Raw genomic sequence first — 14,669 nt, 5'->3', positions numbered from 1 at the left:
TTTTCTGGCTGTTTGCCCATGGCGACCAACCGGCATCGGCCGGTGAGCGATGGGGGTGTTCGTGTACTGGCTGATCCTGCCCTACAGGCGCATGTTCGAGTTTCGCGGGCGCTCGCGACGGCGGGAGTTCTTCTCGCTGGTGCTGTCGGGGATCGCAGTGTTCCTGCTTTTCTTCAGCGTGTTCATGCCGGTGCATCTTTGGGACAAAGCCGCTGCACCGGAAACAAACCGCTGGGATATCGTTGCCATCTCCGGGATGGCGATCCTGGTGCTGGTCTGGGCGTGGGCGCATATGGCGGTGTGTATTCGCCGCTTTCATGACCAGGACCGCACGGGGTGGCTCTACCTGATCAGCTTCGTGCCTTACGTTGGCGGGCTGATCGTGTTCGTGATGATGTTCCTGCCCGGCACGCCCGGGCCCAACCGCTATGGTGCCGATCCCAAGAACCGCGATCTGACCGACGTGTTTGGCTGAAACCGCCAGGAGAACTGCGCATGAATTGGATGCTGTTGCCCTATCGCCGCTATTTCCAGTTCGCTGGCCGATCGCGCCGCAAGGAATACTGGATGTTCACGCTGTTTGGCCTGCTGGTGAACCTGGCGCTGACCATCGTTTTCGGCCGCACCACCTATACCACAATGGGCTGGTATACCGGGGTCAGCACCCAGCTCAACGGCGTGGGTGATGCCTTGTCTGGGCTGTTCGCGCTGTTCAACTTCATCCCCAGCCTGGCGGTGTCGGTGCGGCGCCTGCACGATATCGATCGTTCGGGCTGGTGGTTTCTGTTGATCTTCCTGCCGATCCTGGGCTGGTTCGCGCTGCTGGTGTTCATGTGCCTGGACGGCACGCGCGGCTCCAACCGCTATGGCTCTGACCCCAAGAACCCCTACGAAGCCGACGTTTTCCAGTGATTACAATTCCCTGAGCGCCTGGGCGGGCCGCGTGCGCAACACGCCGAGCGACCCGCCCAGCGCCATGGCCATCACCACCGCGAGCGCGCCGCCGAGCACGGCCAGGATGGTGCCCCAGCCGGGCAGCCAGGCAAAATCGAACAGCTGCGTCACCACCGCCCAGGCGCCTGCGGTGCCGAGCCCCAGCGCGACACCGGCCAGCAGCACGGCCAGCAAAGCCTGTTCGGCCAAGACCAGCACCAGCAACTGGCCCGATCCGGCGCCCAGCACGCGGAGTACCACTGCGTCATAGTGCCGTTGCGCCCGCGCGGCAGCGATGGCGCCGGCCAGCACCGCCATCCCAGCCAGGATCGCCACGCTGGCGGCGGCAAAGATCGCCACGGCCATCTGCCCCAACAGGCTGCGCGCCTGCGCCAGCACCGGCCCCACCTCGATCACCGAGCTGGACGGCAGGGCGCGCACCAGGCCTGACAGGATCGCGCGCGACACGGCCGGATTGCCCTGCGCCTTGCCCAGTTCGATCGTGGCGGCAAGATTATAGGGGGCATCGGCCAAGGCATTGGGGCTGAACACCAGGACATAGTTGAAGCCATAGCTGTCCCAGTCGATCCGCCGGAACGAGGCGACGCGCGCGCTGCGTTCCACCCCCAGCAGCGACACCGTGATCCTGTCCCCCAGCTTGAGGTGGATGGCCTGCGCCAGCTTTTCATCCACTGATACCAGCGGTTCGCCGCGATAGCCGGCCGGCCACCAACGCCCGGCGGTCAGGACGTTGCCCTCGGGCAGGGCATCGGCAAAGGTCAGCCCGCGATCACCGCGCAGCGCCCAGGCATCATCGGGAATGCGCACCAGATCGGCAACGCGGATCATGTGATCGGCCGGGCCGAACGCCACGATCGTGCCGCGCATCGCCGGCACGGTGCGGATGCGCGCAGCAGGCGCCGCGCCGCGCACCACGCGTTCGAACGCGGGCAGGCCGGCGGGCGGCACGTCGAGCACGAAATAGTCGGGCGCGCGTTGCGGCACGCGCGCGGAAATATTGGCGTCAAGGCTGGTCTGCACCCCGGCGAGCAGCACGAACGCCGCCATGCCAAAGCCCAGCGCGGTGACCAGTGCCCCGGTCTGCGCGCCGGGGCGGTGCAGGTTGGCCAGAGCCATCCGCGCGATCGGGTGGCGCGGACGCGGCAGGCGGGCGGCGAGCCACACCAATGCCCAGCCCAGCGCCGCCAGCAGGGCCAACACGCCGCCCGCCGCCGCCAGGAAACCGGCGGCCAGCCAGGGCTGCTCTGCCCCAGCCACCGCAATGGCGGCAATCGTGGCGAGGCCAATGCCCATGGCGAGCGCGCGGCTACGCCAGCCGTCGCGCGGGGGCACCAGGCGGCCGCGCATCAGCGCCATGGCCGGCACGGCACGGGCGCGCAGCAGCGGCGGCGCGGCAAAGGTGGCGGCAATCAGCGCGCCCTGCAGCGCGGCCAGGGCGAGCGCACCGGGCGCCAGTACCAGGCCGGCGGGGATCGGCAAAAGATCTTTCAGCGCCAGGCCGATCAGCGGGGTGGCCGCCACCCCCAGCGCCAGGCCAAGGCCGATTGCCAGCAGCGTGGCCAGACCCAGTTGCAGAAGATAGATCCGTGCAATGTCAGCCCCGGTGGCGCCCAGGATCTTGAGCGTGGCGATCGCCCCGCGCCGCGCCTCAAGGTAGGAGGCCACGCCATTGCCAATGCCGATGCCGGCAATCAGCAAGGCGGCCAGCGCTACCAGCGCCAGGAATTGCCCCATGCGTGAAACAAAGCGATCGAGCCCGGGCGAGGCCTTGTCACGCGTACGCAGTTCCAGCCCGGCATTGGGGAACTGGTGGGTCAGCGCGTCAGCCACGGCCTGCGGCTGGGCAGTAGGGGGAAGGCGCAGACGGTATTTCCAGCGCACCATGGCGCCGGGCTGAACCAGGCCGGTGGCGTCGAGCCCGGCGCGGCTGATGATTACCGTGGGGCCCAGGCCAAAACCTTCGCCCAGGCGATCGGGCTCGTCCGCGATCACCCCGCCGATGCGGAATGTGGCGCTGCCGATCTTCAAGGGCTGGCCAGTGGACACGCCCAGCCGCTGCGCCACGCCCGGCGCGATCCACGCGGTTGTGGCGTCGGGCGCGCCCACCGCGCGGCCATCGGCCAGGGTGAAACGGCCATAGAGCGGCCAGGCGCCGTCCACTGCCTTGAGTTCGATCGGCACGGCGGTGCCATCGGCGCCGGGCACGGTGGCCATGGCCCGCATGCGTGCCCCGATCGAGAGCGTGCCGGCGCGGGTAAAGGCCGCCTGTTCCGGGGCAAAGGCCTGGCGCCCGGCCAGTTCCACCTCCACATCGCCGCCCAGCATCGCCTGGCCGCGTTGATCGAGTTCGCCGCGCACGGCATCGGTCAGCGTGCCGATCGCGGCCAGTGCCGCCACGCCCAGCACCAGGCAGACGACCAGCAGGCGCAAGCCCTGGAATTTCCAGTCCAATCCCCGCCGCGCCAGTGTCCAGGCGGTGCCCCAGCCCAGGCCTCGCTTTTGGGTGTCGCCGGCCAGCGCCGTGGCGGTCATCGGGTCTCGTCCGCCACGATGCGCCCATCGGCCAGGCGCAGGATGCGGCCACAGCGCTGGGCCAGCGCTTCATCGTGCGTGACCATCAGCAAGGTTGCCCCGGCCTGGCGCGCGCGATCGAACAGCAGATCGGCCACGGCGGTGCCGGTCGCGGTATCGAGGTTGCCGGTCGGTTCATCGGCAAACAGCAGCGCCGGGCGCGGGGCCAGCGCGCGGGCAATGGCCACGCGTTGCTGCTCGCCACCCGAAAGCTGGCCGGGATAGTGATCGAGCCGATGGGCCAGGCCCACGGCGGCCAGTTCCGCTTCGGCCCGCTGCATGGCATCGGCCATACCGGCCAGTTCCATCGGCGTGGCGACATTCTCGCGCGCGGTCATCGTCGGCAGCAGGTGAAACGCCTGGAGCACGATGCCGATGCGCCCCCGCCGCGCGGTGGCAAGGCCATCTTCATCGAGCGTGGAAAAATCCGCGCCTGCGATAAGCAGCGTGCCGCCGCTCGCCCGTTCAAGCCCGGCCAGCACCGCCAGCAGCGATGACTTGCCCGAGCCGGACGGCCCCAGCAGGGCCACCGTTTCCCCGGCCATCACCGCAAGGTCCAGACCCTTGAGAATATCGACACGGGCGGCGTCGCGGCCAAGGGAAAGGGTGAGTGCGCGGGCGGAAATGAGCGGGGCAGGGCTGGTCACCGCGCGGGAGTGGCATAGACCGCAAGCATCTTGCAACCGGCCATTCCACCAACGACATGGGGGCAGCACCTGTCTTTATGGGAAACCCGATGCGCGCGCCTGTTTATGCTGTTCCGGTTCTTGCTGCCCTGGCTGCGCTGTCGCTTGCCGGCTGTTCGCGCGACAAGGCGCCCGATGCGCTGGAAACGCGGGGCGCGACCACGGCTGCAGGTGCGCCAGTCGCCGCCGCTGTGCCGGCAGACGCGCCGGTGATCCTGGCATTTGGAGACAGCCTCTATGCCGGATACCAGCTGGACCAGGGGCAAAGCTATCCGGCGCGGTTGCAGGCGGCGCTCAATGCCGCGGGGGTCAAGGCGCGGGTGATCAATGCCGGCGTTTCGGGCGATACCACGGCGGCGGCGCGGCAGCGGCTGGCCTTCACGCTGGATAACCAGCCGCGCAAGCCGGCGCTGGTGATGGTCGGCCTGGGCGGCAACGACATGCTGCGCGGCCTGCCGCCGGCACAGACCCGCGCCAACCTCGATGCGATCCTCGCGGAACTCAAGCGGCGCGGCATTCCCGTGATGCTCACCGGCATGCTCGCCGCGCCCAACATGGGGGCGGATTACGTGGCCGCGTTCAACCCGATTTGGCCGGCCCTGGCGAAAAAGTATGATGCCGCGCTGGTGCCGTTCTTCCTGCAACCGATCATTGCCCGGCCGGCGCTGCAATTGCCCGATCACATGCACCCCAATGCGCAAGGAGTGGATGCGATCGTTGCCGCCACCCAGCCAGCCGTGGCCCAGGCCCTGGCCAAGGCACTGAACGGCTAGGCATTCAGGCCCGCACTGCCGCTCCATCGTGCACGTGCCACATCGCCGCTTCACCGGCGATTTCGGCAAAGGGCGCCGCTTCGGTGCCAGTCATCCACACTTGCGCGCCCGAGGCAGCGAGCCGTTCATAGAGCGCGGCGCGGCGCAGCGGATCGAGATGGGCGGCGATTTCATCGAGCAGCAGCAGGCGCGGGCGCGGGCCGGCGGTGAGTTCGGCATGGGCCAGCACGATGGCGATCAGCATCGCCTTCTGCTCTCCGGTGGAACAATCGGCGGCCGGGGCATCCTTGGTGGCCAGGCGCACGGCAAGATCATCGCGGTGCGGGCCAATCAGCGTGCGCCCGGCCGCGCGATCGCGGCGGCGGCCTTGGCGCAAGGCGCTGCGCAGGGCCTCTTCATCGGCCGGGGTTTCGCTGGCATAGGCCAGCGACGGCCGGGCAAAAGGCTGTTCGGGAACGGTTTCCAGCACGGCGCCCAGATCGGCCACCAGGTCGGCGCGCGCCGCGACGATCGCTGCGCCGGTCTGCGCGAGTTGCGTTTCCAGCGCGTCGAGCCAGGCGGGATCGGGTTCGCGGTCGTCTGCCAGCAGGCGGTTGCGTTCGCGCAAGCCGTTTTCATAGCGGGCGCTGGCCTGGGCATGGCCGGGCAGGCGGGCCAGCACCAGCCGATCGAGGAAACGCCGGCGGTTGCCGGCACTTTCGGCAAACAGCCGGTCCATCGCCGGGGTTAGCCAGGTGAGCGAGAGCCATTCCGCCAACCGCGCCGCCGGTGCCTGCGCGCCGTTGACCTTGACCAGGCGGCGGCCGGGCGCGGCGGGCTGGGTGTGGGTGCCGAGCACAAGTTCGCCCTCTTCCATCTCGGCCGCTACGGCAAAGCTGCCATCACCATGGCGCGCGGCCATTTCGGCCGGCTGGGCACGGCGCAGGCCCCGGCCCGGCGCCAGCAGTGACAGCGCTTCGAGCACATTGGTCTTGCCCGCGCCGTTTTCCCCCACCAGCACGTTGAAGCGCGCCATGCCATCAAGCCGGGTGGCCGCATGGTTGCGAAAATCGCGCAGGGTCAGGCGGGTTAGCGCCATGGGTTTTGTGGGGGGCGCTTGGCTTCCACCACCCCCCGACCCCCTCCTCTGAAGAGGAGGGGGAGAGTGACAGGAAAAGCCCCCTCCTCTTTAGAGGAGGGGGTTGGGGGTGGTGCGAAACCTGAAACAACACCTGCAGACATCACCCCTGTCCACGCTCCAGCAGACCGTGCTTTTTCAGGCAGTGGCGCAACTGGTCATAGGTCACGCCCAGCGCCTTGGCGGTCTGCCGCTGGTTATAGCGGTTGCGACCCAGGTGATGCTCCAGAATGGCGCGCTCGTGGGAGTCGACTGCGGCACGCAGATCCTGGATCGTATCGAAATCCGCGGCACTGGTCGCATGTTGCATCACCGTAGTGCAGGCATCGGTGGTTGCCGGGGCCATCAAGGCGGCGGGCTTCCACGGGCTTTCGAACGGATCGAATTGCACATGGGCGATCGGCCGGTCAGGATCGTCCCAGCGATAGACCGCGCGTTCCACCACGTTGCGCAATTCGCGCACGTTGCCGGGCCAGGCGTGGGTTTCCAGCTGCTGCTGGGCATGGGGGGCAAACCCCGGCCAGGCATCCCATTGCAGTTCGGCCGCCATGCGCCGGCCGAAATACTCGGCCAGCACGGCCACGTCACCCTCGCGCACGCGCAGCGGGGGCAGGGTGATCACCTCGAAGCTGAGGCGATCGAGCAGGTCTGGGCGAAAGCGGCCTTGCGCCGCCATCCTGGGCAGATCCTCGTTGGTGGCAGCGACGATGCGCACGTCCACGCGGATCGGCCGGCTGGCGCCGATGCGCGTCACCTCGCCATATTCCACCGCGCGCAGCAGGCGTTCCTGCGCGCCCATCGACAGCGTGCCCAACTCGTCCAGGAACAGCGTGCCTTTGTCCGCCTCTTCAAAGCGGCCGACGCGCGCGCGGGTCGCGCCGGTAAAGGCGCCGGCCTCGTGCCCGAAGAGTTCGGCCTCGATCAGGGTTTCGGGCAGGGCGGCGCAGTTCATCGTCACGAGCGGTTCCTGCCAGCGCGTGGACAGGCGGTGCAGGCGTTCGGCGATCAGTTCCTTGCCAGTGCCGCGTTCACCGATCACCAGCACCGGGCGGCGCATCGGCGCGGCGCGGCTGGCCCGCTCGACCGCGTCGAGAAAGGCGCTGGATTGGCCGATGAACTGAACTTCGCGATCCATGGCCCAACATTTGGCATATTTTCCCAAGTGCGGGCAAGATGCGCCATTCTACGGGGCGGAGAATTTTCGCAAAACGGCGAAAATCAGGCACTTTTCAAATTTGGCACGGGCCTTGCTGAACACAGGACAACCGCTTTGGAGTAACCCCGATGACCACCGCCCCGTTCTTCTCCACCCGTCTTGGCCGCGCCGCCCTGGTCAGCATTGCCGCGATGCTGGCGATGAATGCAGTGGTCCTGGCCAACCACATGCCGGAACTGCCCGGCCTGGGCCACAGCGTCCACGCCGCGTCGGCTGGCCACACCGGCATCACCCGCTCGGTCGCGGCCATCACCGGGGGCCTGGCATGAATTCCATTCTCGAACCCGTGCCGGCAGGCCCGCAGTCTTCCGGCGGTTCCTCGCGCTTTGACGATGCGCTGCGGGCCGCGCGGATGCGGCCCTCGTCGGGGACCGGCCAAAGTGATACGAACGCCGCAAGGCCCTTTTTCAACGGAGCAAACCTGATGGGCATCTTTTCGCGCACGCGCGATATCATTGCCGCCAATTTCAACGATCTGTTGGACAAGGCCGACGATCCGGCCAAGATGATCCGCATGATCATCCTGGAAATGGAAGAGACGCTGGTTGAGGTGCGTGCCTCTGCCGCGCGGACCATTGCCGACCAGAAGGAAATGCTGCGCCACGTGGCCAAGCTTGACCGCCTGCAGGCCGATTGGGCCGACAAGGCGCAGCTCGCCCTGTCGAAGGACCGCGAGGATCTGGCCCGTGCTGCCCTGATGGAGCGCAAGAAGGCGGCCGACATGGCCGACCAGCTGCGCAGCGAAGTGGCGGTGCTCGACGATTCGATGCGCGCCTATGAGCAGGACATCGAAAAGCTGCAGACCCGCCTGCGCGAGGCCCGCAGCCGCCAGACTGCCATCGCCGCCCGCCTGGAGAGCGCGGAAAACCGCGTGCGCCTGCGCGCCCTGATGACCAGCGAGCGCGTGGACGAAGCGCTGTCGCGGTTCGACCAGCTCGAACGCCGCGTCGATTATGCCGAAGGCCGCGCCGATGCGCTGAGCATCGCCGAAAGCGGGACGCCCAGCCTGGCCGATGAGATTGCCGCCCTCGCCGGGCAGGACAAGATCGACGAGGAACTGGCCGCGATGAAGCGCGCCATGGGCAAGGAGGGCTGATCACCATGGGCGATATGGACCTGACGCCGTTCTTTGCCCTGGTAACGCTGTTCGTCGCGCTGCCATGGATCGTGCTGCACTACATGACCAAGTGGAAGACCGCCGCAACCCTGACCAGCGGCGATGAGCAACTGCTGGAAGAGCTTTATCGCGTCGCGCGCCGCCTGGAAGAGCGGATGGACACGGTGGAGCGCCTGGTTGCCAGCGAAAACCCGCAATTCCGCCCGGCCAGCCTGGCGGCCGAGCGCACCAACCACCAGGCCGACCTGTCTGAACTCGATCGGCTGATGACGCAAACCAAGGGGACCGTGAAATGAGCGCTGCCCGTACCCGTTTCTATCGCGACAAGGTCAACGGCAAGTTCATGGGCGTGTGCGCCGGGATTGCCGACTACACCGGGGTTGATGTGCTGTGGGTGCGGCTGGCGCTGATCGTCGGCACCTGCTGCGGGCTCGGCTTCTTGCCGATCATCTATCTCGCGCTGGGCTTCCTGGCTGAAAAGAAGCCGGCCTCGCTCTATGCCGATCGGCAGGAGCAGAAGTTCTGGCAGGGCGTGCGCCAATCGCCGGCCCGTTCGGCCCGCGAAGTGCGCGCCTCGTTGCGCGACATCGATCGCCGCTTGGCCGAAGTCGAACACTTCTATGTCTCGAGCAATCCGCGCCTCGCCCAGGAAATCGAAAGCCTGCGCTAAGCCACCATTCCATCCCATCCCGGCACTTCGAAGGGGACTGCTGCCATGGATCACGGAACACTTGCCCTGCTTATCCCGCTTGCCCCGTTCATGATCGCAGGCCTTGCGATCTGGACCCGGCACAGCCGGCGGATGGCGGAAATCCAGGCCAACGCCACGGCCGAAAAGGCCGCCCAATATGCCGTCCAGAACCAGGCGCTGGAAGATCGCGTGCGCGTATTGGAACGCATTGTCACCGATGGTGGCTATGACGTGGCGCTGCAGATCGAGGCCCTGCGCGATGTCAACCGCATCGAAGGCAGCCAGCACGACGGCGCCGCCCGCGCCCCGGTTTCGGGCAAGCTGCAATGACTGCCGCCGGTGCCATCGTCCTGCTGGCATTTGCCACCCTGGCCACTTTGCTGGTCGGCCTGGCAATGGCGGCGCAGGCCTGGTCGCGCCGGATGGATCAGCGCGAGCGGGAAATCATCGCCACCACCCGCGCCACGGCTGAGCAGGCCGCGCAATATGCCGCCCAGACCGCCCGGCTGGAGCAGCGCGTGCGCGTGCTGGAAGGCATGATGCAGGGGCGCGAGGCTTCGGCCATGCCCCAGTTCAACTGACCGCGTTTACCCGCCCTTTCTTTTCCCCCCGCCCGATTTACCCGGTCCAGCCAAGGATTTCCTACCCGTGAGCTTTGGAGCCACTCTTGTTGCCATCGTCGCGATCCTGGCCTGGGCCAGCCTGCGCCATCGCCGCCACAGCGCCCAACAGGATACCTATCCCATCGCCGATGCGGCGGAAAATGCCGCCCTCGCGCGCGAAGTGGCTGCGCTGCGCAGCCGGGTTGAGGTGCTGGAGCGCATCCTGACCGACCAGCGTGGATCGACCGACCTTGCCCGTGAAATCGAATCCCTGCGCGATCGTTGAGGGTTGAGGTGGGCTGGTTCCCGCATTAGGCGGCGTGGACAAATTCCGCAGTGCCACGGCTGGAAGCAAAAACCGCCAGTTCAAGGAGGCGAGGAAGCGGAATATCGGGAATATTGCGCGACGAGCCGACGCGGAAATGGCGGTTTTTGGTCCAGCCCCGGAGGGGTTGCCCTGCAAGAGGCCCTGGCAGCGTTGCTCCGCCTTGAAAGAGGCCCACTCTTCCTGCGGCCTCGCGCCTCGCCAGGGCCTCTTGCAGGGCAACCGTGGCATTGCGGAATTTGTCCACGCCGCCTAAGGCCCAGCCTATGCGCACCCTTGCCGACATTCTCGAAGAGTACGAGTTCAGCGATGGCGATGAACGCTATCGCTTGCTGATCGACCTTGGGCGAGAGCTTGAGCCGATGCCCGATGCGCTGAAAACCGATGCCACGCTGGTGCGTGGCTGCTCGGCAGCGGTATGGGTCTATCCCACTGAGGGGGAGGGCGGCGCCCTGCATTTCCTGGCCGATAGCAACGCAGCGATCACCAAGGGCATCATTGCCCTGGTCCTGGCCGCCGTGCAGGACCGGCCCGCTGCTGAGGTGGCAGGCATGGACATTGCCGAGGCGCTGGCGCCGTTCAATCTCAAGAACCAGCTTTCATCCAACCGCACGCAGGGCCTGCCCAACATGATTGCGCTGGTGCGCGAACACGCCGCGCGCCTGGCTGCGGCGGGCTGACGGCGGGCATGGTCCGCCGCCATCTCTGGACGGCTGCGGGCCTGTTCTTTGTCGGGCTGGGCACGGTGGGCGCGTTCCTGCCACTGCTGCCCACGGTGCCGTTCCTGCTGCTGGCGGTGTTCTGCTTTGCGCGCGGCAACCCCGCGTGGGAGCAGCGCCTGCTCGATCATCCCAAGTGGGGGCCGCCCTTGCGCGAATGGCGCACCCGGCGCGCCATCCCCCGCCGTGCCAAGAAGGCGGCACTGGCGACCATGGCGCTGAGCGTGGGGGTAACCGCGTTCACTGCCGGCTGGCCCTGGGTGCTGATCCCGGCGGCGGTCATGGCCTTGAGCGGCACCTGGATCTGGACCCGCGCGGAATAGGACGTCGCATGCAGCTTGCCGCCATCCATCGCTATCCGGTCAAGTCCCTGGGGGGAGAAGCGATGGAGCGCGCCACGATCACCGCGCAGGGCGTGGCGGGTGATCGGCGCTGGATGGTCGTCAATCCGCAAGGTCGCTTTCTCACCCGCCGCGAACTGCCGGCGATGGCCCTGCTGCGCGCCGTGCCGCATGCCGATGGCGGCGTGACACTGCACCATGCGGCTGCGCCATCGGTAAAGGTGGCGGTGCCGACCACGGCCGAGCGCCGCGCGGTCAAGGTGTGGGGAGACAGCCTGGCCGCCACCCCCGCTGGCGCCGAGGCCGACGCCTGGCTTTCAGCGCGGCTGGGCCAGCCGGTTCACCTGGTGCACATGGGCGATGACGTGATCCGTCCGGTCGATCCGCGCTATGGCCAGCCGGGTGATGCCGTGGGCTTTGCCGATGGCTTTCCGCTGCTCGTCACCACGCAGGAATCGCTCGACGCGCTCAATGCGCAGTTGCCCGCGCCGATCACCATGGCGCGCTTCCGCCCCAACCTGGTGATCACCGGCGCGCCTGCGGCCTTTGCCGAAGAGGGCTGGAACAGCTTGCGCATCGGCGCGCTCACGCTGCGGCTGGTCAAGCCCTGCACGCGCTGCGTGATTACCACGCAAGACCCGCAGACGGGGGAAAGCCATGACCGCGAGCCGCTGGCCACGCTGCGTCGCATGGGGCGGCTGTGGCAGCGCCAGCCGGTGTTTGGCATGAATGCCATTCCCGATGGCGCGGCCGATCTGGCCGTGGGGGATGGGGTGGAGCTGGGCTGAACGCCCCTCCGTCAGGCCTGCGGCCTGCCACCTCCCCGCCATGCGGGGAGGATCTTTTACTCGACCGCTTCGCGCAGCACGGCGATGCCGGCGGCGCGCTGTTCGCGCAATTCGCGCTTGAGCACCACGGGATCGCGCGCGACGACAAAGCCGAAGCTGACTCCGCCTTCCTTGCCGATCGTGGCATGGTGCAGCTTGTGCGCCTGGACCAGTCGCTTGGCATAGCCACGCTTGGGCACCCAGCGGAACCAGCGCTGGTGCACCAGGCCATCGTGGATGAAGGTATAGATCAGGCCATAGACCAGCACGCCCATGCCGATCCAGGTGCCCGGCCACCAGGCATGCGCGCCCAGCACCACGGGGCTGCCAACCGCGAACATCGAAATCGAAATGGCCGCGCCGACCACGGCATAGAGATCGTTCTTTTCCAGGAAACCATCGTGCGGTTCGTGGTGATCACGGTGCCACGCCCAGCCAAAGCCGTGCATGATGTATTTGTGGCTGGACCAGGCGACCAGTTCCATGGTGGCAGCAGCGCCCAGCACGATCATGATGGCAAGCAGGATATCCATGGCCAGCGCCCATAGCGCAATGCGCGCGCGGCGGCGATGCGTTTTATCGGGCAGGGCTGGGGGCGTTGGGCGAGTTATCAAGCGCACCCCGCCATCCTTGCTGAAACCCGAACGCGCGGATCGCGTTTGGTTCAGGATCACTTTGCCACACCATGATCATCAAACGGCGCCGGCGCTCAATCGCCAGGCGTCGCTGACAAGCAAGGAGTAAAGCCCATGAAAAAGCTCATTCTCGCCGCGCTGATTCCGGCCACGGTGGGCCTGGCTGCCCCGGCCTTGGCACAGCCTGCGCCGCCGCCGCCCGGTGGCTGGCACCACGGCCCTGGCCCGGCGATGGGCGGCTGGATGACGCCGCGCCGTGACGCTGCGATCCGCCAGGATATCGGCCAGCTGCGCTTTGCCATCGACCGCGCTGTGCGCAACCGCACCATCTCTCCGCGCGAAGCAGCGCCGTTGCGCCGCCAGGCCATGGTCGTGCAGCGCCAGTACAAGATGTATGCCCGCGATGGCCTGAGCCGCGACGAAGTGCGCTGGTTGGCCAGCCGGGTGAACCAGATCCGCCAGCAGCTGCGCATGGAACGCGCAGACTGGGATCGCGATCGCTGGTGATCGGTGCCAGTCAGGCTCGCCCTGGCATCGCCTGAACCCCGGTTTGAGGCGTGCCAAGGCAGCGCCGGGACAGAAAATGACGCATGCCCCCGCGTGTTCTTGCCGTTTGGTGCTTGAAATGCGCGGGGGCGATGCTTAACCGCACTGCATGACCAGCACCGGCAAGACGCTCTACGAAAAGATCTGGGATGCCCACGTCGTGGAAAACCGCGAGGATGGCACCAGCCTGATCTATATCGACCGCCATCTCGTTCACGAAGTGACGAGCCCGCAGGCGTTCGAGGCGCTTCGCATGGCCGGGCGCAAGGTGCGCCGCCCCGATCTGACGTTGGCGGTGCCCGATCACAACCTGCCCACCACCGCGCGCCGCGATGCGGCTGGCCATCGCATTCCCATCGCCGATCCCGAAAGCGCGCAGCAACTTGCCGCGCTGGAGCGCAATGCGCCCGAGTTTGGCATCCGCTATATCGGCGATGCCGACGCGGCGCAGGGCATCGTCCATGTCGTTGGGCCAGAGCAGGGTTTTTCCCTGCCCGGCGCCACGATCGTGTGCGGTGACAGCCACACCGCCTGCCACGGTGGCCTGGGGGCCTTGGCCTTCGGCATCGGCACGTCGGAAGTGGAGCATGTGCTCGCCACGCAGACCCTGCTGCTCAAGCGCAGCAAGACCATGGAAGTGCGTGTCGAGGGTACGCTCACGCCGGGCGTTTCGGCCAAGGACGTGGTGCTGCACATCACCGGCGTGCTCGGTGCGGCAGGTGGCACGGGCTACGTCATCGAATATACCGGCCAGGTTATCCGTGACCTGTCGATCGAGGGCCGCCTGACGGTTTCGAACATGGCGATCGAGCATGGCGCCCGCGCCGGCCTGATCGCGCCTGATGACAAGACCTTCGCCTATGTGAAGGGCCGCCCCTATGCGCCCAAGGGCGCCGATTGGGACAAGGCCGTGGCCTGGTGGAAGAGCCTGGCGACCGATGCCGGCGCGCAGTATGACAAGATCGTGGTGATCGATGCGGCCGATATCGCGCCGTCGGTCACCTGGGGCACCAGCCCCGAAGACGTGCTGCCGATCACCGCCACGGTGCCCGCGCCGGAAAGCTTTGCCGATCCGTCGAAGCAGGATGCTGCGCGCAAGTCTTTGGAATACATGGGCCTGGCGCCGGGCACGGCGCTCAACACGGTGGAAATCCAGAACGTGTTCATCGGCAGCTGCACCAACAGCCGGATCGAAGACCTGCGCGCCGCCGCCGCGATCCTCAAGGGCCGCAAGAAGGCCGACACCGTGCGCTGGGCGATCGTCGTGCCCGGTTCGGGCCTGGTCAAGGCCATGGCCGAAGACGAAGGGCTGGACGTGATCTTCAAGGACGCGGGCCTTGAATGGCGCGAGCCGGGCTGCTCGGCGTGCCTGGGCATGAACCCCGACAAGGTGCCGGCTGGCGAGCGCTGCGCCTCTACCTCGAACCGCAATTTCGTCGGTCGCCAGGGCCCCGGCGCGCGCACCCATCTGGTCAGCCCGGCCATGGCCGCTGCGGCAGCGGTGACCGGCCGGTTGACTGACGTGCGCGAGCTGGTGTGACCGCACCGG

The 14,669-nt window shown here is 67.3% G+C and carries 20 protein-coding genes; 15 read left to right on the top strand and 5 right to left on the bottom strand.

Annotated features, from left to right (window positions below; translation table 11 throughout):
- Positions 1-49: 49 nt before the first annotated feature.
- Together IP65_RS02570 and IP65_RS02565 are read left to right on the top strand one after the other, a co-directional pair.
- Entirely contained in the window at positions 50-475 is a 426-nt protein-coding gene (locus IP65_RS02570) for a DUF805 domain-containing protein (RefSeq protein WP_054130640.1), read from the top strand.
- Between the two features lie 20 nt (positions 476-495).
- The gene (locus tag IP65_RS02565) at positions 496-912 is read left to right on the top strand and encodes a DUF805 domain-containing protein (RefSeq protein WP_022677905.1); all 417 of its coding nucleotides are present in this window, start codon (positions 496-498) and stop codon (positions 910-912) included.
- Here IP65_RS02565 and IP65_RS02560 read toward each other — a convergent pair whose 3' ends face one another.
- Positions 913-3,486: an ABC transporter permease gene (locus tag IP65_RS02560; RefSeq protein WP_054130639.1), complete on the bottom strand. Its 2,574-nt coding sequence runs from the start codon at positions 3,484-3,486 to the stop codon at positions 913-915.
- The gene (locus IP65_RS02555) at positions 3,483-4,172 is read right to left on the bottom strand and encodes an ABC transporter ATP-binding protein (protein ID WP_054130638.1); all 690 of its coding nucleotides are present in this window, start codon (positions 4,170-4,172) and stop codon (positions 3,483-3,485) included. Before IP65_RS02555 ends, IP65_RS02560 begins: the two co-directional genes overlap by 4 nt.
- Before the next feature lie 89 nt (positions 4,173-4,261).
- Between IP65_RS02555 and IP65_RS02550 the strand changes: the two genes are divergently transcribed.
- The gene (locus tag IP65_RS02550; RefSeq protein WP_054130894.1) at positions 4,262-4,984 is read left to right on the top strand and encodes an arylesterase; all 723 of its coding nucleotides are present in this window, start codon (positions 4,262-4,264) and stop codon (positions 4,982-4,984) included.
- 4 nt (positions 4,985-4,988) lie between these two features.
- Here the strand turns inward: IP65_RS02550 and recF are convergent, their stop codons facing one another.
- Positions 4,989-6,062 carry a DNA replication/repair protein RecF gene (gene recF, locus IP65_RS02545; protein ID WP_054130637.1) on the bottom strand — a complete coding sequence of 358 codons (1,074 nt, stop codon included), beginning with the start codon at positions 6,060-6,062 and terminating at the stop codon, positions 4,989-4,991.
- A gap of 142 nt (positions 6,063-6,204) precedes the next feature.
- Entirely contained in the window at positions 6,205-7,236 is a 1,032-nt protein-coding gene (gene pspF, locus IP65_RS02540) for a phage shock protein operon transcriptional activator (RefSeq protein ID WP_054130636.1), read from the bottom strand.
- Positions 7,237-7,385: 149 nt separating this feature from the next.
- Here pspF and IP65_RS02535 point away from each other — a divergent pair, with 149 nt between their 5' ends.
- From IP65_RS02535 to IP65_RS02490, 10 genes are all read left to right on the top strand, one after another.
- On the top strand, positions 7,386-7,586 hold the full coding sequence (locus IP65_RS02535) for a hypothetical protein (RefSeq protein WP_022677116.1): 201 nt from the start codon (positions 7,386-7,388) through the stop codon (positions 7,584-7,586).
- An 83-nt stretch (positions 7,587-7,669) separates the two neighbouring features.
- The gene (pspA, locus tag IP65_RS02530; protein ID WP_231627549.1) at positions 7,670-8,413 is read left to right on the top strand and encodes a phage shock protein PspA; all 744 of its coding nucleotides are present in this window, start codon (positions 7,670-7,672) and stop codon (positions 8,411-8,413) included.
- Between the two features lie 5 nt (positions 8,414-8,418).
- Positions 8,419-8,730 carry an envelope stress response membrane protein PspB gene (gene pspB, locus IP65_RS02525; RefSeq protein WP_082349712.1) on the top strand — a complete coding sequence of 104 codons (312 nt, stop codon included), beginning with the start codon at positions 8,419-8,421 and terminating at the stop codon, positions 8,728-8,730.
- Positions 8,727-9,104 carry an envelope stress response membrane protein PspC gene (pspC, locus tag IP65_RS02520; protein WP_022677113.1) on the top strand — a complete coding sequence of 126 codons (378 nt, stop codon included), beginning with the start codon at positions 8,727-8,729 and terminating at the stop codon, positions 9,102-9,104. The genes pspB and pspC overlap by 4 nt, the downstream gene beginning before the upstream one ends.
- Positions 9,105-9,149: 45 nt before the next feature.
- The gene (locus IP65_RS02515; RefSeq protein ID WP_022677112.1) at positions 9,150-9,455 is read left to right on the top strand and encodes a hypothetical protein; all 306 of its coding nucleotides are present in this window, start codon (positions 9,150-9,152) and stop codon (positions 9,453-9,455) included.
- Entirely contained in the window at positions 9,452-9,706 is a 255-nt protein-coding gene (locus IP65_RS02510; RefSeq protein WP_054130634.1) for a hypothetical protein, read from the top strand. Before IP65_RS02515 ends, IP65_RS02510 begins: the two co-directional genes overlap by 4 nt.
- 67 nt (positions 9,707-9,773) lie before the next feature.
- Positions 9,774-10,013 (top strand): hypothetical protein, encoded by a 240-nt coding sequence (locus tag IP65_RS02505; protein ID WP_054130633.1) that lies wholly within the window; start codon positions 9,774-9,776, stop codon positions 10,011-10,013.
- A gap of 305 nt (positions 10,014-10,318) precedes the next feature.
- The gene (locus tag IP65_RS02500) at positions 10,319-10,732 is read left to right on the top strand and encodes a SufE family protein (protein ID WP_054130632.1); all 414 of its coding nucleotides are present in this window, start codon (positions 10,319-10,321) and stop codon (positions 10,730-10,732) included.
- 8 nt (positions 10,733-10,740) lie between these two features.
- On the top strand, positions 10,741-11,094 hold the full coding sequence (locus IP65_RS02495) for a YbaN family protein (protein ID WP_054130631.1): 354 nt from the start codon (positions 10,741-10,743) through the stop codon (positions 11,092-11,094).
- 8 nt (positions 11,095-11,102) lie between these two features.
- Positions 11,103-11,900 (top strand): MOSC domain-containing protein, encoded by a 798-nt coding sequence (locus tag IP65_RS02490; protein WP_054130630.1) that lies wholly within the window; start codon positions 11,103-11,105, stop codon positions 11,898-11,900.
- A gap of 56 nt (positions 11,901-11,956) precedes the next feature.
- On the opposite strand, the gene IP65_RS02485 is transcribed toward IP65_RS02490, so the two are convergent.
- Positions 11,957-12,472: a sterol desaturase family protein gene (locus IP65_RS02485; protein ID WP_054130629.1), complete on the bottom strand. Its 516-nt coding sequence runs from the start codon at positions 12,470-12,472 to the stop codon at positions 11,957-11,959.
- Positions 12,473-12,688: 216 nt separating this feature from the next.
- On the opposite strand from IP65_RS02485, the gene IP65_RS02480 reads away from it, so the two are divergent.
- Positions 12,689-13,081, top strand: a complete 393-nt coding sequence (locus tag IP65_RS02480) for a hypothetical protein (protein ID WP_022677105.1) — start codon at positions 12,689-12,691, stop codon at positions 13,079-13,081.
- A gap of 148 nt (positions 13,082-13,229) precedes the next feature.
- A complete protein-coding gene (gene leuC, locus IP65_RS02475; protein ID WP_054130628.1) occupies positions 13,230-14,660 on the top strand; it encodes a 3-isopropylmalate dehydratase large subunit in 1,431 nt (476 codons plus the stop codon).
- The last annotated feature ends 9 nt before the right edge of the window (positions 14,661-14,669 follow it).

The sequence above is a fragment of the Novosphingobium sp. AAP1 genome (genome assembly GCF_001295765.1).
Lineage (GTDB): Bacteria > Pseudomonadota > Alphaproteobacteria > Sphingomonadales > Sphingomonadaceae > Novosphingobium > Novosphingobium capsulatum.
The sequence above is the reverse complement of the archived record's forward strand: the minus strand, read 5'-3'. Positions and strand labels throughout refer to the sequence as shown.